The 21,564-nt window shown below is 33.2% G+C and carries 16 protein-coding genes and 3 tRNA genes; 7 read left to right on the plus strand and 12 right to left on the minus strand.

Annotation, left to right across the window (positions count from 1 at the left end):
- Window positions 1-106: 106 nt before the first annotated feature.
- Window positions 107-1,762 (plus strand): PAS domain-containing sensor histidine kinase, encoded by a 1,656-nt coding sequence (locus IR010_RS13050; RefSeq protein ID WP_228515162.1) that lies wholly within the window; start codon window positions 107-109, stop codon window positions 1,760-1,762.
- Between the two features lie 5 nt (window positions 1,763-1,767).
- Window positions 1,768-2,181: a response regulator gene (locus IR010_RS13055; RefSeq protein WP_194569982.1), complete on the plus strand. Its 414-nt coding sequence runs from the start codon at window positions 1,768-1,770 to the stop codon at window positions 2,179-2,181.
- A gap of 145 nt (window positions 2,182-2,326) precedes the next feature.
- Here IR010_RS13055 and rpsT read toward each other — a convergent pair whose 3' ends face one another.
- The 5 genes from rpsT to proS form a co-directional block, all read right to left on the minus strand.
- Window positions 2,327-2,578, minus strand: coding sequence for a 30S ribosomal protein S20 (rpsT, locus tag IR010_RS13060; protein ID WP_173966087.1), 252 nt, complete (start codon window positions 2,576-2,578; stop codon window positions 2,327-2,329).
- Between the two features lie 157 nt (window positions 2,579-2,735).
- Window positions 2,736-2,807: transfer RNA gene (locus IR010_RS13065), tRNA-Glu, on the minus strand.
- 45 nt (window positions 2,808-2,852) lie between these two features.
- A tRNA-Glu gene (locus IR010_RS13070) sits at window positions 2,853-2,924 on the minus strand.
- A gap of 44 nt (window positions 2,925-2,968) precedes the next feature.
- Window positions 2,969-3,040 (minus strand) — tRNA-Glu (locus IR010_RS13075).
- Window positions 3,041-3,117: 77 nt separating this feature from the next.
- On the minus strand, window positions 3,118-4,596 hold the full coding sequence (gene proS / locus IR010_RS13080) for a proline--tRNA ligase (RefSeq protein WP_194569984.1): 1,479 nt from the start codon (window positions 4,594-4,596) through the stop codon (window positions 3,118-3,120).
- Between the two features lie 101 nt (window positions 4,597-4,697).
- Between proS and IR010_RS13085 the strand changes: the two genes are divergently transcribed.
- The 5 genes from IR010_RS13085 (at window position 4,698) to IR010_RS13105 (ending at window position 10,228) form a co-directional block, all read left to right on the plus strand.
- The gene (locus IR010_RS13085; RefSeq protein WP_194604428.1) at window positions 4,698-5,672 is read left to right on the plus strand and encodes a hypothetical protein; all 975 of its coding nucleotides are present in this window, start codon (window positions 4,698-4,700) and stop codon (window positions 5,670-5,672) included.
- Window positions 5,673-5,714: 42 nt separating this feature from the next.
- Window positions 5,715-7,217, plus strand: a complete 1,503-nt coding sequence (locus IR010_RS13090) for an OmpP1/FadL family transporter (RefSeq protein WP_194569988.1) — start codon at window positions 5,715-5,717, stop codon at window positions 7,215-7,217.
- 176 nt (window positions 7,218-7,393) lie between these two features.
- Window positions 7,394-8,707: a 30S ribosomal protein S12 methylthiotransferase RimO gene (gene rimO / locus IR010_RS13095; RefSeq protein WP_029272762.1), complete on the plus strand. Its 1,314-nt coding sequence runs from the start codon at window positions 7,394-7,396 to the stop codon at window positions 8,705-8,707.
- Window positions 8,708-8,746: 39 nt separating this feature from the next.
- On the plus strand, window positions 8,747-9,289 hold the full coding sequence (locus IR010_RS13100; protein WP_194569990.1) for a hypothetical protein: 543 nt from the start codon (window positions 8,747-8,749) through the stop codon (window positions 9,287-9,289).
- Window positions 9,290-9,322: 33 nt separating this feature from the next.
- Complete coding sequence (locus tag IR010_RS13105; protein WP_029272760.1) at window positions 9,323-10,228, plus strand: N-acetylmuramoyl-L-alanine amidase; 906 nt, start codon at window positions 9,323-9,325, stop codon at window positions 10,226-10,228.
- Window positions 10,229-10,516: 288 nt separating this feature from the next.
- Here the strand turns inward: IR010_RS13105 and IR010_RS13110 are convergent, their stop codons facing one another.
- From IR010_RS13110 to IR010_RS13140, 7 genes are all read right to left on the minus strand, one after another.
- Window positions 10,517-11,593 carry an outer membrane beta-barrel protein gene (locus IR010_RS13110; RefSeq protein WP_029272759.1) on the minus strand — a complete coding sequence of 359 codons (1,077 nt, stop codon included), beginning with the start codon at window positions 11,591-11,593 and terminating at the stop codon, window positions 10,517-10,519.
- A 586-nt stretch (window positions 11,594-12,179) separates the two neighbouring features.
- Window positions 12,180-13,145, minus strand: a complete 966-nt coding sequence (locus tag IR010_RS13115; protein ID WP_194569992.1) for a glycoside hydrolase family 5 protein — start codon at window positions 13,143-13,145, stop codon at window positions 12,180-12,182.
- 10 nt (window positions 13,146-13,155) lie between these two features.
- Complete coding sequence (locus IR010_RS13120; protein ID WP_194604431.1) at window positions 13,156-14,391, minus strand: glycoside hydrolase family 27 protein; 1,236 nt, start codon at window positions 14,389-14,391, stop codon at window positions 13,156-13,158.
- 95 nt (window positions 14,392-14,486) lie between these two features.
- Window positions 14,487-15,545, minus strand: a complete 1,059-nt coding sequence (locus IR010_RS13125; RefSeq protein ID WP_194569996.1) for a hypothetical protein — start codon at window positions 15,543-15,545, stop codon at window positions 14,487-14,489.
- A 17-nt stretch (window positions 15,546-15,562) separates the two neighbouring features.
- The gene (locus tag IR010_RS13130) at window positions 15,563-17,161 is read right to left on the minus strand and encodes a RagB/SusD family nutrient uptake outer membrane protein (protein WP_029272755.1); all 1,599 of its coding nucleotides are present in this window, start codon (window positions 17,159-17,161) and stop codon (window positions 15,563-15,565) included.
- Window positions 17,162-17,172: 11 nt separating this feature from the next.
- On the minus strand, window positions 17,173-20,370 hold the full coding sequence (locus tag IR010_RS13135; protein WP_194569998.1) for a SusC/RagA family TonB-linked outer membrane protein: 3,198 nt from the start codon (window positions 20,368-20,370) through the stop codon (window positions 17,173-17,175).
- 311 nt (window positions 20,371-20,681) lie between these two features.
- Complete coding sequence (locus IR010_RS13140) at window positions 20,682-21,560, minus strand: AraC family transcriptional regulator (protein ID WP_029272753.1); 879 nt, start codon at window positions 21,558-21,560, stop codon at window positions 20,682-20,684.
- Window positions 21,561-21,564: the final 4 nt, after the last annotated feature.

Consider the following 21,564-nt stretch of genomic DNA (forward strand, 5'->3'; position numbering starts at 1 on the left):
AATGAACTTTTCTTATTGTTTATTTATACTTAATTTAACTATATTTGAAGTAATGAAAAGTAAAACTCTCCAAATTACTCTAGTTTATATTATCATATCGTTATTTATGGCAATCGTCTGTCATAAAATACTTATTACTTACTTTTCTGACACTAAATACTTTTATGTTTTTTTCTTAAAGGATATTTTTTTTATTCTAACCACTGCTCTCTTTTTCAAGTACATAGTTTCTAAAAATGAAAAAAGGAACATTACTGTTTTTAAAAAATTAAAAGAAACTAACGAAGAAATTAAGGAATCTAACGAAAAATATGACATAGTAGCAAAAGCAACAAGCGACACGATTTGGGATTGGAAAATACAAGAAGACAGCATTAATTGGAACAAAGGCATAGAAAGTGTATTTGGTTATAATCAAACCGAAGTTGGAAAAACTTCAAAATGGTGGTTTGACAAAATTCACCCCGAAGACAGCATCAGAATGTCTATTAAATTATATTCTTTTATTGAGCAAAAAACCGAAAAATGGCAGGATCAATATCGTTTTAGATGTGCCGACGGAACTTATAAATATGTTTTAGACAGAGGTTTTTTATTGAAAGATGAAAACGGAAGGGCCATCAGGATGATTGGAGCGATTCAAGATATTACCAAGCAAAAAGAGGAAGAACAGCGATTAAAACTTTTAGAAACTGTAATTACGCAATCTAAAGATTCTATTTTAATTACAGAAGCAAATTCAGCAGATCGAAAAATTCCTAAAATCGTATATGTAAATCCAGCATTTTCGCAGATGTCAGGTTATTTATCAAATGAAATAATCGGTAAATCCCCAACAATTTTTAAAGGAACAAATTCAGATTCAGAAGCACTTAAAAAACTATTAAGAGCAATAAAAAATGAAGAAGAATGTTTAATAGAAACAATCAGCTACACCAAACAAAATGAAGAATATTGGGTGCGCTTTTCCATGATTCCAATTTTCAATAATGAAGGAGTAATTTCACACTGGATATCAATACAAAGAGACATAACAGATGAAAAGAAATTAGAAACAGAAAAAGAGCATCTTATTCGAGAATTAACCCAGAACAATAAGGATTTAAAGCAATTTTCATACATTACATCTCATAATTTAAGAGCACCACTATCTAATTTAATTGGACTTTTAAATCTAATTGAAGATATTCCAATAGAAAATCCAGAGCTTGAAGAAATCTTAACCGGTTTTACCAAATCAACACATCTATTAAATGAAACGATAAATGATCTAGTAAAAGTTATTATTATTAAAGACAACCCTTCGATGCAAAAAGAAGAAGTTTCTTTAGAAGAAGTTTTCGAAAATGTCTTTAGCCAGCTCTCCTTTCAAATTGAATTGCACAAACCAATTATTAAATTAAAATTTGACCGCGTACCAATATTAAACACAAACAAAGCCTATATCGAAAGCATTTTACTCAATTTACTGACGAATTCAATAAAATACAAATCTGAAAATCGAAAATTAAAAATATCAATTATCGCCGAACAGATAGATCACAAAGCGATATTAACCTTTAAAGACAACGGAATTGGTATTGATTTAGAAAGAAATCGTGACAAAGTTTTTGGTCTTTATCAAAGATTTCATAATTACCCAGATAGCAAAGGATTAGGTCTATATCTTGTAAAATCTCAAGTTGAAACGATGGGAGGAACAATCAGTATAGACAGCGAAGTAAACAAAGGCACAACATTTACAATAACATTTAAAAATTAATACCTATGCTAGAGCAAATTCTATGCATTGACGACGATCCAATCACGTTAATGTTATGTAAAAAAGTAATTTCAAAATCCGAATTTTCGAATGAAATTATTACGGCTCAAAATGGCGAAGAAGCACTGCATCATTTCAATACCCTAAAATACACTAATAACAAAAATAAAGTAAACAAAAAACCACAGCTGATTTTTCTCGACCTAAACATGCCTGTTATGGGAGGCTGGGAGTTTTTAGATCATTTTACTTCTCCAGATTACGCTGAATTTAATACTGTAAATGTTATTGTATTATCCTCAACAATTGATCCCGAAGATTTAGCAAAAGCAAAAAAATACCCAATAATAATTGACTTCCTTTCAAAGCCAATTACACAGCCTATGCTGGAATATCTTAAAAAGAAAATCAACCAATAAATTACAATAATAAAATTCCAAATTCCAATCTCTGCTTGATATTAAACCAACATACATTAGAATTTGAAATTTTTCTGTAGTTTTTTCTAAAACAAAAAAATCCTCTAAAAGAGGATTTTTTATATATTTAGGAAATTGTAATTAATTACAATTTAGCAACATGTTTCGTTAATTTAGACTTCAAGTTAGAAGCTTTGTTATCGTGAATGATGTTCTTTTTAGCTAATTTATCAATCATAGAGATTACAGTTGATAATTTAGATGATGCATCAGATTTATCAGTAGCTAATCTTAATGCTTTAATAGCGTTACGAGTAGTTTTATGTTGATATCTGTTAAGAACTCTTCTTTTTTCGTTACTTCTGATTCTTTTTAATGCTGACTTATGATTTGCCATTTTGTTTTAATTTTAGATGTAATAATTATTATAGAATACTAGTTAAAAAAGAAAAACCTCCCACAATTGCAAAAACAATCACTTTGGTTTTAACTAATAAAACAAAAATCGAGACACCAATTTTTATTTTATAAAACTTATTCACAACTAATTTTAGTAGTCTGTAAGGGAATCGAACCCCTGTTACCAGGACGAAAGCCTGGAGTCCTAACCCCTAGACGAACAGACCATTATCGTTCTAAGTTTTTCTATATTAAATATAGAGGTATTATTGTAGCCCGTAGCGGAATCGAACCGCTCTTACATGGATGAAAACCATGCGTCCTAACCGATAGACGAACGGGCCATTTTAATTCTCAGTATTTCAAGAACAATTCGCAGTAAAAGTAGTAGCCCGTAGCGGAATCGAACCGCTCTTACATGGATGAAAACCATGCGTCCTAACCGATAGACGAACGGGCCTGCTTCTCTAATGCGGATGCAAAAATACAACTATTTTTAAGATGTACAATACCTGATGCAAAAAAAATTAAAATTTTTTAATATGCCTTAGCAAACAGCACTCTTTTTGAAGAAGGATTCCCAGTAAATACACAGGTTCCCGCCTCTTCTTTAGCATCTAAAGGAATACAACGAATTGTTGCTTTTGTCAAGTCTTTTATTTTCTCTTCAGTAGCGGCAGTGCCATCCCAATGAGCCGAAACAAAACCAGTTTTTCCTTCCAAAACTTCCTTAAACTCCTCAAAATTATTTACTTCCGTAATATGAGTATTACGATAGTCTAATGCCTTATTAAATAAATCCGTTTGAATCTGTTCTAACAAGTCATTTATATAAGTTACGATTCCTTCTCCAGAAACTACTTCTTTTGTCAACGTATCGCGTCTTGCAACTTCAAAAGTTCCGTTTTCTAAATCTTTTGGACCAACAGCAATTCTGACCGGCACACCTTTCAATTCCCATTCAGCAAATTTGAATCCTGGTTTTTGAGTTGTTCTGTCATCATACTTAACTGAAATCTTCAGCTTTTTAAGTTTAGCCGTTAAATCATTTACAGCTGCAGTAATGTCAGCCAATTGTTCATCTGTTTTATATATAGGAACTACAACAACTTGTATAGGCGCTAAATTTGGAGGCAACACTAATCCTTGATCATCTGAATGCGTCATTACGAGAGCACCCATTAAACGAGTAGAAACCCCCCAAGAAGTTCCCCAAACATGCTCTTGTTTTCCTTCAGCATTAGCAAACTTCACATCAAATGCTTTTGCAAAATTTTGTCCTAAAAAGTGCGACGTTCCTGCCTGTAATGCTTTTCCGTCCTGCATTAGAGCTTCAATACAATAAGTCTCATCTGCTCCAGCAAAACGCTCTGTTTCAGTCTTAATACCTTTTACAACCGGAATTGCCATAAAATTCTCTGCAAAATTAGCATAAACGTTCATCATTTTTACAGATTCTTCTAAAGCTTCAGTCTTTGTAGCATGAGCCGTATGTCCTTCCTGCCATAAAAACTCAGCAGTTCTTAAAAACAAACGCGTACGCATTTCCCATCGTACAACATTTGCCCATTGATTAATCAATAATGGCAAATCTCTATAAGATTGTACCCATCCTTTATATGTAGACCAAATAATTGCCTCACTAGTAGGACGAACAATTAGTTCCTCTTCTAATTTAGCATTCGGATCAACCATTAGCTTTCCGGGCTTATCTGGATCATTTTTTAATCTATAATGCGTTACAATAGCACATTCTTTTGCAAATCCTTCTGCATTTTTCTCTTCTGCCTCAAACATGCTTTTAGGCACAAATAAAGGAAAATAAGCATTTTGATGTCCTGTTTCTTTAAACATTCTATCTAACTCCGCCTGCATTTTTTCCCAAATGGCATATCCGTAAGGTTTAATAACCATACATCCTCTAACTCCCGAGTTTTCAGCTAAATCTGCCTTAACAACCAGCTCGTTATACCATTTCGAATAATCTTCTGATCTTGTAGTGAGGTTCTTACTCATATTGAATAGTTTGGCACAAATTTTGTTTTAATAATTTTAACTAAATAGTTTGACAAAACTAACTATTTTTGTAATGTGCAACAATAAAAAACACCACAGATATGAAAACTTCTACATCTCTTCGCCAAAACTCAAGTCATTTTTACTTAATTGGAATACTGAGTTTTCTATTAGCATCGTGTGGTTCTTATCAAAACTCATCTTATCATGATAATGATGGAGTATATAGTAATTCATCAAACACGTATGCACAAACAAATACCACAAGCGCAAACAATCAATATAAGGATTACTTTAAATCACTGCAGGATGACGGTCAGCCAACTGAAATTTTCACAGATGTAGACAGCTATGGAAATTATTCTGACACCGACAGCACACAGACTGCACAAGCAACAGCTTACCCAGCTTGGGGAAGCGCTAATTCTGAAGTAGCCGTAAACGTTTACTCTAACCCATCTTGGTCATGGGGAGTTGGATTCGGATTCGGATACCCATATTATGGATATGGTTACGGATACGGATGGGGATACCCATATTATGGATGGGGATATCCTGGTTATTGGGGCCCTGGATATGGATATCCTGGATATTGGGGACCTGGATACTACAACAACTACTCTTATACTTATGGAAGAAGAGGCTCTGCTGCTTATTATGGATCGAGAGGCTATGCTTCAAGAAACTCATACTACTCAGGCAGAAACTATGCTGGCAGAAACAGCTATTCTACAAACAGAAACAGCTATTACAACAATACCAATAGAAGAAGCGCAAGCTACTCAGATTACAGAAGAAGCTCTAATGTAAACGGAAGAAGCTATTCTAGCCCAACTTTTAGCAACAGAAGAAGTACAGCTCAAGGACAAAACAGCTATGATTATTCTAACAGAAGATCAAGCGGTACTACAACAACAAATAGAAGCTACAACAATACCAACAGCAATTCTTCTAGAACATACTCTCCTAGCCCTTCTCGCTCAATGAACAGTGGCGGCGGCGGCGGAAGCATGAGAAGCTCTGGCGGTGGCGGAGGCGGTGGAAGATCTGGTGGCGGAGGCGGTGGAAGAAGATAATATCTTTCACACATCGTTAAATCACATTAAAAAATTAACCAAATGAAAAAAATATTTTTCCTACTTATAACAGGACTGTCTTTTAGCGTCTCACATTCTCAAGAAGTATCAGATGCTGTTCGATATTCGCAAGACAATTTAACTGGAACTGCAAGATTCAGAGCCTTAAGCGGTGCATTTGGAGCCGTTGGTGGAGATTTATCTGCCATAACTGTCAATCCTGCCGGATCTGCCATTTTCAACAACAATCAGGTTGGAATTACTTTTAGCAATGAGTCGATTAAAAATAATTCTAATTATTTTGGAACTCAAACCAGCGATAAAGAAAATTCTTTTATCCTGAATCAAGCTGGCGGTGTATTTGTTTTTCACGATCATAACCCAAACAATAAATGGAAAAAAATTGTTTTAGGCGCCAGCTATGAAAACACTAATAATTTCAATAATGACGTTTTTTCAGCAGGAACAAATCCGACAAACTCTGTTGACAAATACTTTTTAGCCTATGCTAACGGAATTCCTTTAGCAGATATCACAGGTATTCCTTATAGAGATCAGTTTTACAATGAGCAACAAGCTTATTTTGGCTACAAAGGATACGTAATAAATCCTGTTTCAGATACAGGAAATAATACTCAGTATATAACAAATGTACCTGCTGGCGGAAATTATTATCATGAAAATGAAATTTATTCTAGAGGATATAATAGCAAATTGAGTTTTAACATCGCTACTTCTTATGATGACAGAATTTATTTCGGAGCAAACTTAAATGCGCATATTACTGATTATAGAAGATCTACAAGTTTCTACGAAGATAACAGCAATCCGTTACAGCCAGAAGAAACAATTTCAAGTTTGCGTTTTAATAATGATTTATACACTTACGGAAATGGGTTTTCTTTTCAGTTAGGAGCAATTGCTAAAGTTACAGAAGCTTTCAGACTTGGTATTGCTTATGAATCTAATACTTGGTACGAACTTTATGATGAAGTTTCACAAAGTTTAGCGACAACAAGACAAGCGGACGGCGGACAGCCAATTAATGAATTTATAAATCCAGATGTTGTAAATGTTTACGAATCTTACACTTTACAAACTCCAGGAAAATTCACTTTTAGCGGCGCTTACGTTTTTGGAAAATCAGGATTAATCAGTGTCGATTACTCTATTAAAGATTATGCAAACACAAAATACAAACCAACCAGTGATCTTGGTTTTAATGGGTTAAACAATGACATCAGTAATCAATTAACATCAAACGGTGAATTGAGAATTGGAGCTGAATACAAAATTCAGCAATTAAGCTTGCGCGGTGGATACCGTTTTGAAGGAAGCCCATACAAAAACGGAACTACAATTGGAGATTTAAACAGTTATTCTGCAGGTTTAGGATATAGCTTTGGAGCTACAAAAATAGATTTAGCCTATTCATATTTAGAAAGAAAATCAAATCAAGGATTTTTTGCCACTGGATTTACTGACGGAGCTAATATTTCATCCAAATTAAACAATGTTACGTTGTCTTTATTATTTGAATTGTAATTAGAAATAAAATAGAAGAATGAAAATTTCCGTCAGGTCAACACTTGACGGATTTTTTTTTAGCTCTTTTCACCAGAAGACGCAACACATTATCTTCATAAAAAACAGCTAAAAGAATGACAAACAGGCGGTGTTTGAATAAAAAAGTGTAATTTTGCACTCCAATTTATAAAAGTATGAGAACCAAGTCTTTAAAAAAGAACAAAATTAACGTAATCACTCTTGGGTGTTCGAAAAATGTATATGACAGTGAAGTGTTGATGGGCCAGCTTCGTGCAAACGGAAAAGAAGTTGAACATGAAGCACCAGCAGAAAGAGAAGGAAACATTATCGTAATAAACACTTGTGGTTTTATTGATAACGCGAAAGCAGAATCAGTAAACATGATTTTGGAATATGCAGATAAAAAAGACAGAGGATTAGTTGATAAGGTTTTCGTTACCGGATGTTTGTCTGAACGTTACAGACCTGATTTAGAAAAAGAGATCCCAAATGTTGATCAATATTTTGGTACAACTGAGTTACCTCAACTATTGAAAGCGTTAGGGGCTGATTATAAACATGAATTATTAGGAGAACGTTTAACTACAACTCCAAAAAATTACGCCTATTTAAAAATTGCCGAAGGTTGCGACAGACCTTGCAGTTTTTGTGCTATTCCGCTTATGCGCGGCAAACACGTTTCTCAGCCTATTGAGAAACTGGTTAAAGAAGCACAAGGTCTTGCCAAAAACGGCGTAAAAGAATTAATCTTAATTGCCCAAGACTTAACTTATTATGGTCTTGATATTTATAAAAAAAGAAACCTTGCTGAACTTTTAGAAGAATTAGCAAAAGTAGAAGGCATCGAATGGATTCGTTTGCACTATGCATACCCTACAGGTTTCCCTATGGACGTTTTAGAATTAATGAAACGCGAACCTAAGATTTGCAATTATATTGACATTCCTCTACAGCATATTTCAGATTCTATTTTAAAATCGATGCGTCGTGGAACAACTCAAGCTAAGACTACTCAATTATTAAAAGATTTTCGTGCAGCAGTTCCCGGAATGGCAATTAGAACAACTTTAATTGTTGGATATCCTGGTGAAACACAAGAAGATTTTGAAATTTTGAAAGATTTTGTTCAAGAAATGAAATTTGACAGAATGGGATGTTTCGCTTATTCTCATGAAGAAAACACTCACGCTTATTTATTAGAAGACGATGTTCCAGACGATGTTAAGCAAGCAAGAGCAAATGAAATAATGGAATTGCAATCTCAGATTTCTTGGGATATGAATCAAGAAAAAATCGGGCAAGTTTACAAATGTATCATCGACAGAAAAGAAGGTGCTCATTTTGTGGGAAGAACTGAATTTGACAGTCCAGATGTCGACAATGAAGTTTTAATTGACGCATCTAAACATTATGTAAAAACAGGTGAATTTGTTAATATCCGAATAATAGAGGCAACAGAATTTGATTTATACGGAGAACCTGCTTAAATTTACGCTAAACAATTATCAATTTAGATAAATACTATTATGAAACCTACACACACACTTTTTCTATTGGTTTTCACTTTATTCTGTTTTAATTCAGCTTCAGCACAATATGGAGGCGGATACAATAATGGCTACGGAGGAGGAGGTTACGGAAGAGGCGGCGGAATGGGTATGGATAGAAGTATGATGGCTGGACAACAAGGTACTCCAAGCAAACCTAAAGAAATACCTGCTGAAGAAACTGCTGCAAAAATTGTAGAACAAATGAAACCAGAGGTAAATCTTGATGAACTTCAAGCAATTGCGATTGCAAATGTTTTAGCAGACAGCATGAAAGAACAAGGAATTCTTTTGAAAAACGAAGGCAGTTCTCAAGATCAAAAATTAGAGCAAATAAATGCATTAAGAGAAAGTACAAATAAAAAGATCATTGCTTTTTTGAACAAGGATCAAGTAGAAAAATTCAACACTTTTATGGCGAATTTTAAAGAAATGAAAAAGCCTAAATCAAAAAAGAAAAAAGATTCTAAAGACCAAAAAGAAGTTAAAGAAGAAGAACAAACAATAAAAACTGAAGAATAGTGTTTTAAACTTCATCTTAAAATGTAAATGACCATGGTAAAAAAACACCTTTGTTATGTGATTTTAGCAATCATTATAACTTCTTGCTCTACAAATCCATATAAAGCTACTGAAAAAGCTTACGATCAACAGCTTAAAACTTTAGAAAACCAAATTACAAGCAAAGATCCGCAGCCAATTCCTGCTGTTAGTCCGGTAGTTATTGACACTACTTATGCCCAACAGCTGGGTATCGTAAAAGATACTTTATCAAAAACAGGATCTACACTTTTATTAAATGGAATAAATACAGAATGGATTGGAACTGTAAATTTCAATTTAAGAAAACCTAGTTTTATTATTATTCATCATACTGCTCAGGATTCTCTAAAACAAACAATCAACACGTTTACTAAAGTCAAAACTCAGGTAAGCGCTCATTATGTGATTTCTGAAAATGGAAAAGTAGTTCAAATGCTGAATGACTATTTAAGAGCTTGGCATGCAGGCGCATCTACGTGGGGTAAAAATACAGATATTAATTCAAGCTCTATTGGCATCGAATTAGACAATAACGGTTTTAAACCTTTTACAGAAACACAAATCAGCAGTTTAGTAGCACTTTTGACTAAATTAAAAAAAGATTATAACATTCCGACTCAAAATATATTAGGCCATTCAGATATCGCTCCAGGCAGAAAACAAGACCCAAGCTCTTTATTTCCATGGAAAACATTAGCAGAAAAAGGATTTGGAATCTGGCCGGACGAAGTTTTAGAAGAAGCTCCATTTGATTTTAAAATTGAACCCGCTTTAAGAATTATTGGCTACAATACAAAAAATCTTTCGGCTGCAATTATGGCTTTTAAATTACATTATATTCAAACTGACTTAACAGCTACTTTAGACAGAAAAACAATAGATACTATTTATTCTATTTATAAAAAACAAATTCAATAGTATTTCATAAATATAAAAAAGCGCGTTTCTGATTCTTTAGAAACGCGCTTTTTTATTGACTAATTTGATTATTTGGAACTGTAAAGACCGAAATAATTATTAAGACAGTATTTAATTAACTGCAAAGTTTTGCCACACATTGAAGGATTATAAAGATTATATTATCTAAACTATTTTCAGAAATTTTAGTCATCTTGCTCTTTCACTCTTAAAGAAAATAAAAAAGCTGCCAAAACATTAGTATGTTTCGACAGCTCCAAAAAAAAAAAAAAATATCAATCTTTATCTCTAGAAAGAGTATGTTGTAGCAATTAATCCGTAGAATGATCCTCCTGTTGGAAGCGCGTCACTATCTAAAAAGATATCTTCAGAAGCAGCGTCGTATCTTAACTCTGGTATAATTGTTAGTTTTCCAACTTTATAATTTAACGAAACAGTGTTAGCAAAAACACTAGATCCAGTTAATGTCCCTAAACTAGGAGCTGCATCTTTAGCATCAAAATACTCCACTCTGTATGCTAAAAGCAATGATGGGCTAAATGAATAATTAGCATAACCTACTAATGAAAACCACTCACCGTCTAAAGTGCTGTCAAAATCATTTTTAGTTTTAGCATAAGTAGCATTCAATCCAAGTCCGAAACTATCACTAATTGTTTTTGAAGCAACTAAATCTATTTGAGATTTATTTTCATCAGATGCTGGATTACTGCTTCCTGATGTAAAATTCAAATATGCACTTCCTGTTTCACCAATGTACCCAACTTGTCCTATATACGTTTTTTGTGTTGATCCAGCATCCATAGCCGATTTAAAATCAGTAGGATTTGTTATACCAAACATCGCCGTAAACTTTCCAGACGTGTATTGCGCTTTTACCCCAGTGTTAAAAAATGGCCCGTATGAAAACGCATATGACATACTGTAGTTTTTATTATCTACAGCATCTAACACTTCATATCCTATATGTGTACCAAAACTACCTGCAACAACTTTAAATTCATCTGTAATCTGGTAGGTAAAAAATAATTGTTTAATTAAAAATTTTGCTGTTATATCCTTATCTGTTGTTTCATTATATGAAAATTCTCCCGCTCTTTTTCCAAATCCTAAGTCTACAAAAACTGAGGCTTTTCCGAATGTATGACCTGCTTCTATCGAAGCCATTCCTAATTCAAATGAATCTTGAGAGTTGGTAAAGCTCGTTAATCCATTCATTTGTTTTGAAAAATCATATTTATAGTACGCATCTGCTGATCCTCCCCAAGTAGTTGCTGGTACAACTGCAGTAGTTTCAGTATCATCTTGAGCAAAAGCAAAAGAACTTGTTAACATAGCGGCTACAACGTGTAATACTTTTTTCATGTGTAAATTGGTTTTTAGTTATTAATTGATTCTGGTTAGTTAATCTTTATATATCTGTAGTTACCTAGTATATGACACTTCTAAAACCTAATAATCTCCCCCTAAAACCTCTTCATTTTCATTAGCGAATTTATTAACTTTTGTATGAGTAAAAGAATTGAAAAGTAATTTTTTGATGTTTTTCGGAAAGAATTATGGATTACAAAAATTAAATTAACAATAATCAGGATTTGACATTAATACCGATTTATTTTTGAAAATTCAACAACCAGATTTTACCAATTACCAATAAAATAAAAGGGTTTTAACTAAATTTGTTTACTAAAATGGATAAAAAATAATTATAAAACGTCTAAAAAAATAAACACCCCTATAAAAATTAGGGGTAATTTAAAATTTAAAAATAAAATACAAATTTAAAGACACTGTCTTTATTATAAAATACTCATTAACTCAAACAATCAAAATTCTTACAAAAAACAATTCAATACTTATACATAAACAGAAGACGGATAAGTCAAAAATTAGCTTAAAAAAAATCCTATTCAATTTTGAATAAGATTTTATAACTATTAATATATATAAATTATTTTTGAGTATTATATCTTCTTAAGTACTCACGAACCTTTAATCCCGCTTCCTTTAAATCTTCATCTTTCCATTTTCCTTCTGATTTTGCTGATTTTTTCAGAATAGAACAAGTTTCATCTTTATCAGAAACAGACCAAGTAATCCAGCTTAATTTTCTAGCTTCCATCCAATCGATATATTCTTGCCATGCTTTACTATTTAAAGGTCCATCTCCAGAAGCTTCCATTCCAGCAGATTCAGAAATAAAAACAGGCAAACCGCTTTTGATTGCTGCATCTGTTCTATCCCTCAGTTCTTTGCCGTGTGTTGCCGCATAAAAATGCATTGTATACATTATATTAGAATAGCCCATAATAGGATCAGCTGCTGGAAGATTAATATCTTGATCCCAATGAGGGCAACCTACTAAAATTACATTATTAGGATCGTTATCCCGAATTACTTTGATTATTTCTTCGGAGTAAGCTTTTACTTCTTGCCAACTTTCTTGATCAGGCTCATTAAATACCTCATATATAATATTGGGATGTTTGGCATATTTTTTAGACATCTCTGCAAAAAATTCCTTTGCTTCTTTTAGATTTATGTTATGACTGTGCCAATCAATAATAACATATATATCTGATTTTATGGCTCCGTCTATAACAGCTTCAATTTTTTCTTTTGAAAACTTCGGTTCTTTCTTGTAAGACATTGTTCCGAGTTCGATGCCCATTGCCGCACGAACAACATTGCAATTAAAATCTTTCTTTAACCAGTCCACGGCTTTTTCATTATAAAATCTCGGCCACATACTATGCCATCCAAAACTCATACCGCGCAATACAATCGGTTCATTATTTTGATCTGTTAACTGCGTTCCTTTAACACTAAGCTGTCCGTGGTGTTTTACAAATTGAGCTTTTGAATAAGCAAACACAAGTAACAATATAAGAGTAAAAAACAGTGCTTTTGATTTCATAAATTCAGGTTTAAGGAATTAATCGTAACGTAATCACATCATGAGAAGCCAGATCTGAAACAAAATTCTTTTTAGTATTTCCGATTTCTTTATTTCTCCAAAGATCTTTTATTTTATAAGTCATCTTTTTAAAATCAGCTTCGTAACCAAAATCAGCATCTTTAATACTATTCTTTTTAAAGTCAAAATTGATTTTCTTCGTCACCTCGCTTCTATTCAAAAAAGTAATCGCCCAGTTTCCATCAGATAAGGGTTTCGCCCAAACTTCTATTCCATCTTCTGTCAAATATTTAAACCCTTGAATTCCTAATTTATCTTGATTAACTGCAATTAACTCTTTATTGGTTAAAATGACTAATGTTTCTTTTGACATTTTTCTAAAATCATTTCCCGCAATTAATGGAGATGCCATCATCGACCACATTGTAAAGTGTGCTTTATCTTCGGTATTTGTCATTCCGTCCCCAACTTCCATCATATCAAAATCGTTCCAATGATCCGGACCAGAATATTTACGGATATCTTTTCTCATTTCGATAATTTTCATAAATCCCCAAGAAGACCAATTTCCTTCTTCATGTTTAAATTCACAATCAAAACAAGGATAAATATCTCCAGAAATTCGCCAAAGATTTCCAACTGGTTTTCCCCATTCCCAAGGCTGGTTATCACCCCATTCACAAAGACTGAAGACAATTGGTTTTCCAGCCGTTTTAAGTGCGTTGCTCATTGTCGTATAAGCTTCTTTAGCTGTAATTCCCTGCGTATTACACCAATCGTATTTTAAGAAATCGATTCCTAGTTTAGCATAAAAACGAGCATCTTGATATTCGTAACCACGTGTTCCAGGATAACCGGCACAAGTTTGCGTTCCTGCACAATTGTACAAACCAAATTTCAAACCTTTGCTGTGGACATAATCAATTAAAGCTTTCATGCCAGTTGGAAATTTTGCAGGATCTGGAACTAAATCTCCATTAGCATCACGTTCCTTTGTCATCCAGCCGTCATCTAAAACTATATAATTGTATCCCGCGGCTGCCATTCCAGATGAAACCATAATATCTGCGGTTTCCTTTATTAATTTCTCATCTATAGTTGTTTCGAAAGTATTCCACGAATTCCATCCCATTGGCGGTGTCATCGCTAAACCTTCAAATTTTCCTGCTTTCTGAGTATGTGTATTTCCTTGGCTAAAGCCAAAACCAGAAACACTCAATACAAGCGCTAAAATGATTTTTTTCATTATTAAAAATTCAATAATTAATTATATTAAAAAAGTATTCCCTAATGGATAGATTAGGGAATACTTGAACAAAACTCAAAATAAATAGATACTTTCTATTTTAATACAAAGCCTATGTCATCAAACAATACGGTATTACCGCCATCATTATTAGATTCTTGAAACGTAAGCATAGTAACGCTAGAAGGATTTCCTAGCTTGCTCAATGGAATTTCCATATAAACCCAAGTCGTAGTAACCGGAATTACATAATTTGAGCCGCCATTTACACTAAAGTTAACCTGACCGTTTTTAGCACCTTTGACAGCGATTCTCATGGCTTTATAACGTGTCATATCAACGTTAAAGCCCCAGTTTCCGCCATCCCAGCCACCAAAAACCCATTGCCAAGATTTACCGCCTTGATACGAATCTCCGTCAAAATCGAAATTAACTCCTTTTCCTGACCAAGGTCCGCCCCATTCCATTCCGTATAACTTATCATCATATAAAGCTGTTCCTATAGCTTCAAGTGAAGTTGCAGTTCCAGATATATTAGTAACAGCAAGATTTCGATAATTTGCATTAGCAGGTATTTTAACCACAATCTCTTCAAGAGTTGATGATATTACAGTAACCGGAACTTCTGGCTCTGTGGCTGTTTTTGCAAGCGTAACAATAGGATTTAAGAAATATTTACCTTTAATAGTTACCTGATCACCTTCTGCACAATTTATATAATTAAAGCTTGTAAATGTTGGTACTGGAGGCGCTACTTTAAAATCAAAAACTGCAGTTCCGCTATTTGTGACAACTTTTAATTGATTGGAAGCATTTGCATATGGTGTATTTTCATCAATCAATACAATGATATCGGTATCTGTTACAAAAGTTGGCCTGAAATAAGTGTCAAAATCATTAAAATAGATTTTTTGTGTTGACAACAATCCTTTTCCGTGAATGACATAATAGTTTTTTGGATCGCCAATAGTAACCGGTGTTAATGGTTTCAGGCTTCCATCCGCATTATAACCTGAAGGCGATACTGATTCTATAACCGGCGCGCCAGTATAAACTGATGCGCTGCTATCATCATTTGAGCATGAAGTAAAAACCAGCAAGGTTAATACCCATGCTATACATGCTGTAAACGAAACAATTTTTATATTTTTCATCTTTTTATTTTTAAAAATTATTTAAAAGTATACGGTGCTACTTCTGTCAATTTTGGATTTTTAATCAAATCATCAGCTGGATAAGGCAATAAAAGGTTTGTTGCAGAAATCGAAATGTGTTTCTCTGTTTCTTTATCACCTCTATTTTGAGCCTCTAATATCGCTTTCGCTTTTGCAAATGGCAAACGCCCTAAGTCAAAATAATAATCGCCTTCACAAGCTAATTCGGCACGTCTTTCTTTAAAAATATCATCGAAAGTAATAGATGCTTTTATAGGAAGACCAGCTCTTTTTCGAACTGCATTGAACGATTTTAGTGCCATTGCATCTGAAGTACTTCCTGATTGTCCGCCTAAAATAGCTTCTGCATGAATTAATAATAATTCGGCATAACGCATCATATAACTGTTCATACTGCTTTCTCCATTAAATGGAGCATTGAAAGGCCCTGTGATTGGCAGGTTTTCTTTTCCGATTACATATTTTTTCAATCCGGCACCTGAGTTTTGAGCTTCGTTTTCTAATGCAAATGTGTATCCTAAAATAAGCGGTGAATCAACATCAAGTGTTTTAGCATACGTCAGATTTGGATAAAAATCTCCAGGAAGCATAAAAGTTTCAATTCTTCTTTTATCTCCATTTTCAAAAACATTATGGATTAAATCTTGCGATGGCGCTATCTGACCTGAATAAGTAGTTTCAACCAATCTGTTTTCTGGAGCAAATAATGTATTCGAGAAATTCCCTTCAAAGTAAGTTCCAGATCCTGTCCATTGCCATGAAAAAATCGACTCTTCATTGTTATTATTTTTTTGCAAAAATAAATCAGCAAAAGATTTTGTTGGCAACTCATCGCCGCCTAACAATTTAAACTCGCCGCTGTTTATTACTTCTTGCGCCATAGCTCTTGCTAAATCATATTTTTTCTCATATAAATACACTTTTGCTAAAAAAGCTTTCGCTGATCCGCTTGACACGTGTGCGTTTGCAGCATAATCGCCACCTCTGTTTTTAACCCTTAAATTAGCAATAGCAAATTTTAAGTCATTTTCTATAAACTTATAAACATCTTCAGTAGGATTACTTGGAATAACAAAGTTTTTAGAATAATCAGCATTGTTTTCGATGATTGGCACATTTCCCCATAATCTTACCAAAAAGAAATATGAAAAAGCTCTAATGAAATGCGATTCTCCCAAAGCATTATTCAAAGCTTCCTTGCTAACATTTGGACCAACACTTTGCGGCAAATTATTAATATAAGCATTAGAATTTGCAATAGCTCCAAAACAAGATCTCCAAGCGTCAGAAATAAAAGCTTGTGAATTAGTAAAACTTAAATCGGTAAATTTCCCGAAATCATTGTATTGACTGGCATACATATTACCAGAAATTACATCTGTAATACCATAAAAAGCCGATTTATTCATATTAAACCATACAATACCGTATAATCCGTTACTGGCGTTATCCAATTTTGTATCTGAATCGTAATAATTACCAATGGTAGGCGCTCCTTCCGCAGGCACTTCGATAAAATCCTGAGAACAAGATGATGAGATTAACAGCAGCATTGCCATAGCAACAACACCGTTTATTTTTAGTATATTTTTCATATTAATTCGTATTAAAATTCAACATTAAAACCAAACGTTATTTGTCTAGGCGTTGGGTAACGTCCGTTATCGACACCAGACAGTAATGCGTCTTGGTTAAAAGAACCTACTTCAGGATCATAACCTGTGTATTTTGTAAACGTAAATAGGTTTTGTCCAGAAGCATAAAGTCTCAATCTTGATAATTTTAGTTTTGAAATCATATCAGATGGCAATGAATACCCTAAAGTGACATTTTGAATTCTCAAATAAGATCCGTCCTCAATATTGCGTGTTGATATCGCATTGTTGATATTATCATAAGTTGATGGTCTTGGCAAAGATGCATCTAGATTTGAAGGCGAATAAAAATCTGCTGCTTCTGTCAGATAGTTTGTTCCCAAGTTGCTGTTCATTGTTCCAGACAAACGAGTTAAATTCATTAACTTATTTCCAGCTGTTCCTTGAATAAAAATAGACAAATCGACATTTTTATATTTGAAATTATTTGTAAATCCATAAGTAAATTTAGGGTTTGGATTTCCAATGGCAACTAAATCTTTTAAGTCGATAATACCATCATTATTTTGATCTTTATAAATAACATCTCCTTTTTGAAAGCTTGGCAATAATGAATTGGTTCCGTTTTTCAAAACTACTTTAGTGCCTGTAGCATCTGAATGCCCATAAGTTAACAAATCATCATCTGTTCTATAAATTCCTAAAGCTTGATAACCTATAAAAGAACCAATTGGCAAACCTTCTTGGGTTCTTGAAACTGTTACTGTATTATAAGCAAGTGTATTCATTGTTTTTACAATGTTTAATCCTGCCATATTAGTAACTTCATTTTCGTATTTCGTAAAGTTTAAATTAGCATTCCAAGAAAAATTTTCTGTGAATTTCTCTGTGTATCCAAGTGTAATCTCAATACCTTTATTTTGCATGCTTCCAAGGTTAAAGTACGGCGGATTTACTCCTCCCTCGTAATCGCCACCACCAGAAAGGTAGTTTGGCAATGGCACTTGGTACAAGAAATTTTTTGAAACTTTTTTATACAAATCTACAGAAGCAGAAAGTTTAGATTTAAATAATGTAAAATCCAATCCAATGTTGGTTTGATCCTGAGTTTCCCATTTCAGATCTTTATTTGGCGTGTTCGATGGCAAATAAGAAGTTCCCATTGTACTGTTAACCAAATGCAGATTAGAATCATATAAATTATTACCAATTTGATTGTTTCCTGTTTGTCCCCAGCCAAATCTAAGTTTAATACCATCAACATATTTTTTAGTGTCTTCCATAAAACTCTCATTCGAAAGTTTCCAAGAACCGCCAACTGAACTAAAAACGCCCCATTTATTTCCAACAAAGAATTTTGAAGATCCATCTGTTCTTACGGCAGCTGAAACGGAATATTTATCAGCATAATCGTAAACAACCCTTCCTAAATAAGAAGCTAAGGTTTGAGTTCCAGAATATACACCGCTGGTAACTGCTTTAGACAAATCTGAAGCGGCAAGTGATTTATCATTATTATCTTTATATCCGTAACCTGTTATAGAATAACCTTCCCAATGTGCTCTGTTAGATTCTTGCACAGCCAAAACTGTAAAATTATGTTTACCGATAGTATTTCTATAGGTAAGCATGTTTTTTAAGTTCCAAGAGTTACCGCTAGATGGTCTGTAATATAAATTCGCATAACTTTTTACTGCATTTCCTAAAGAATACATAGGATCAAATTGCTGTCCTAAATTGTCATATATATAACCGCCAGCCTCAAAACGATAATCTAAACCTTTAAATAAATCAATTTGAGTATAGAAATTTCCAGAATAGTTTTTTCTGACTAATGTATTTGAACCTAGTAAAGAAGTAGCAACCGGATTTACAAATGAAGTCGCACCACCAGCAGGAGGTCCGGCGAAAGCACCTGATAATTCTCTAACTGCAACATCTGGTGTCGCTAATAATGAAGTAGCAACAACTCCGTTAAACTGGCCGTTTAATGTTAATTTTTCATCTGTAATAGCGCCACTGATATTAACACCTACTTTGATGAAGTTATTAACCTTTGCATCAATATTTGTTCTAAAATTATATCTCTTAAAACCAGATTCTATCACAATACCTTCTTGATTTAAGACACCGCCAGATACGTAATAATTTACACCTTCTTTACCTCCAGAAAAAGACAATTGGTTTGAAGTCATAATTCCTGTTTCATAAATAGCATCTTGCCAGTCTGTTCCCTCTCCTAAAAGTTCAGGATGAGCAAATTCAGGACGTTTAGATGTAGGATCATAAACATCTGATAAAGCATTTTGATGTATTGCATATTGTTGCAAATTCATAGAATGCAATTTTTTAGGCAGATTACTTATTGAGTAAGAATTTTCGAAAGATAATTTCCCTGTACCTTTTTTACCAGATTTTGTAGTTACTATTACAACACCATTTGCACCGCGAGAACCATAAATTGCTGTTGCAGAGGCATCTTTTAAAATGTCAATCGATTCAATATCACTTGGGTTAATTAGTGATAAAGGGCTTTGTGTAATATTACCAGCATTAGAAAAATTAGAATTTCCTGATGCATTTCGTCCAGATGTAGATGAATTTCTTGCATCACCAGAAATTGGCACACCATCAATTACATACAAAGGTTCATTTGTTCCTGTTAAAGAAGAAACACCTCTAATTTTTACAGAAACGTTACTTCCTGGCTCACCAGAATTACTGCTTACGACAACTCCCGCAGCTTTACCCTGCATCATTTGGTCAAAAGAAACTACTTTTAAATTTTCAATATCTTTTGAGCTGATACTAGAAATCGCGCTGTTTACATCTTTTCTTTTTTGAGTTCCGTAACCAATTACAACTACATCTTTTAAGTCTTCAGCATTTGTTTTTAAAACTACATTTATAGTTTTTTTTCCTCCCACAGGTATTTTCTCTGTAATAAATCCAATAAATGTGAACACTAGAGTAGCATTTGCAGGAGCGTCAATTGTATATTTTCCGTCAAAATCAGTCGAAACAGTTGTTTTTGAACCTTCAATCGAAATATTCGCACCCGGAATAGAGAGTCCTCTTTCATCAGAGACTACTCCTGATACTTTTACTTGAGCAGCAATAAAATTACTAGTCAGCAACAAGAATAAGATCAAAGGAATTGCTCTGTGGTTAGCATTCCAATGAATAAAGTTAGTCATTAGTTTTTTCATAATAAATGTTTGGTTGGTTTAAATTTGTTTACTTATAATCAAGTAATAAAGGGTATTATTTATTTTCTAAATTATTTAACAAATCTATAACAGAACAAAACATTAAATCGATAGTATTATATCATTTAATGATAATATTTTTACTATATCATCTTAAAAAAACACATATGAAAATAAAATACATGAAAAATTACACATTTCGCAATAGCACTCCCCTAAATCATCAAGAATTATAAATAAAAATTAATGAATTCACTAAAAATCAAACGATTTCGTTAAAAATAATATTTGTTTATGCAAAAAAAGTATCACTATAAGATCCTCTTTAATCCAGAAAAATCTTCTCTATATTGACTCGGAGTACAATTTTTAATAGCTTTAAAACTACGATTGAAGTTTGCAATATTATTAAAGCCTGATTTAAATGCAACTTCAGAAACACTCATATCTTTTTCTACAAGCCAGCGCGCCGCATATCCAATTCGGATGTCATTTATATAATTGACAAAAGTTTTACCGGTTCGTTTTTTAATAAATCTGTTAAATGAAATTATTGACATACTCGCCACATTCGCGACATCTTCTAAAGTGATTTTTTCTGCAAAATGTTTTTGCACATATTCATATACTAATTTCATTTTATCATAATCATCAAACGTATCATAATCTACTGTATAAGTCGAAAGCAATCGCTGATTTCTCGAATTTGCAAGATCATACAATAAGGAAGTGATTTCTAAAAAATAATCCATACCATCTAATTTAGAAAGCCTTACAAGTCTTGGAGTTAATTCTTCGGCTACTTTTTTAGAAAATAAAATTCCGTGAATAGAGCGATTAAACATATCTCGAATTGGGTTCATAATTCGTCTCGAAAGAAGAGATTCATGAAATAAATCATTATGAAACTGAATGGTAATTTCATGAATTTTTTTGCTTGTACATTTATTCAATTCCCAGCCATGGTATAAATTTGGTCCAATTAAAACCAATTCAACATTATCGATTTCTTCAATATTATCTCCAACAACACGCTTTACTCCTTTTCCATTTAAAATAAAATTAATTTCAAATTCTGGATGATAATGAACCGGAAAATCAAAACTATCTTTAACCCTGTCGAAAACCAAAAAACTGTCTCCAGCTGCAAGCGGTGCGATTTCTCTATAAAAATTTTTAGAACTGCTCATCTTA

This window comes from Flavobacterium sp. MR2016-29 (assembly GCF_015350695.1).
Lineage (GTDB): Bacteria > Bacteroidota > Bacteroidia > Flavobacteriales > Flavobacteriaceae > Flavobacterium.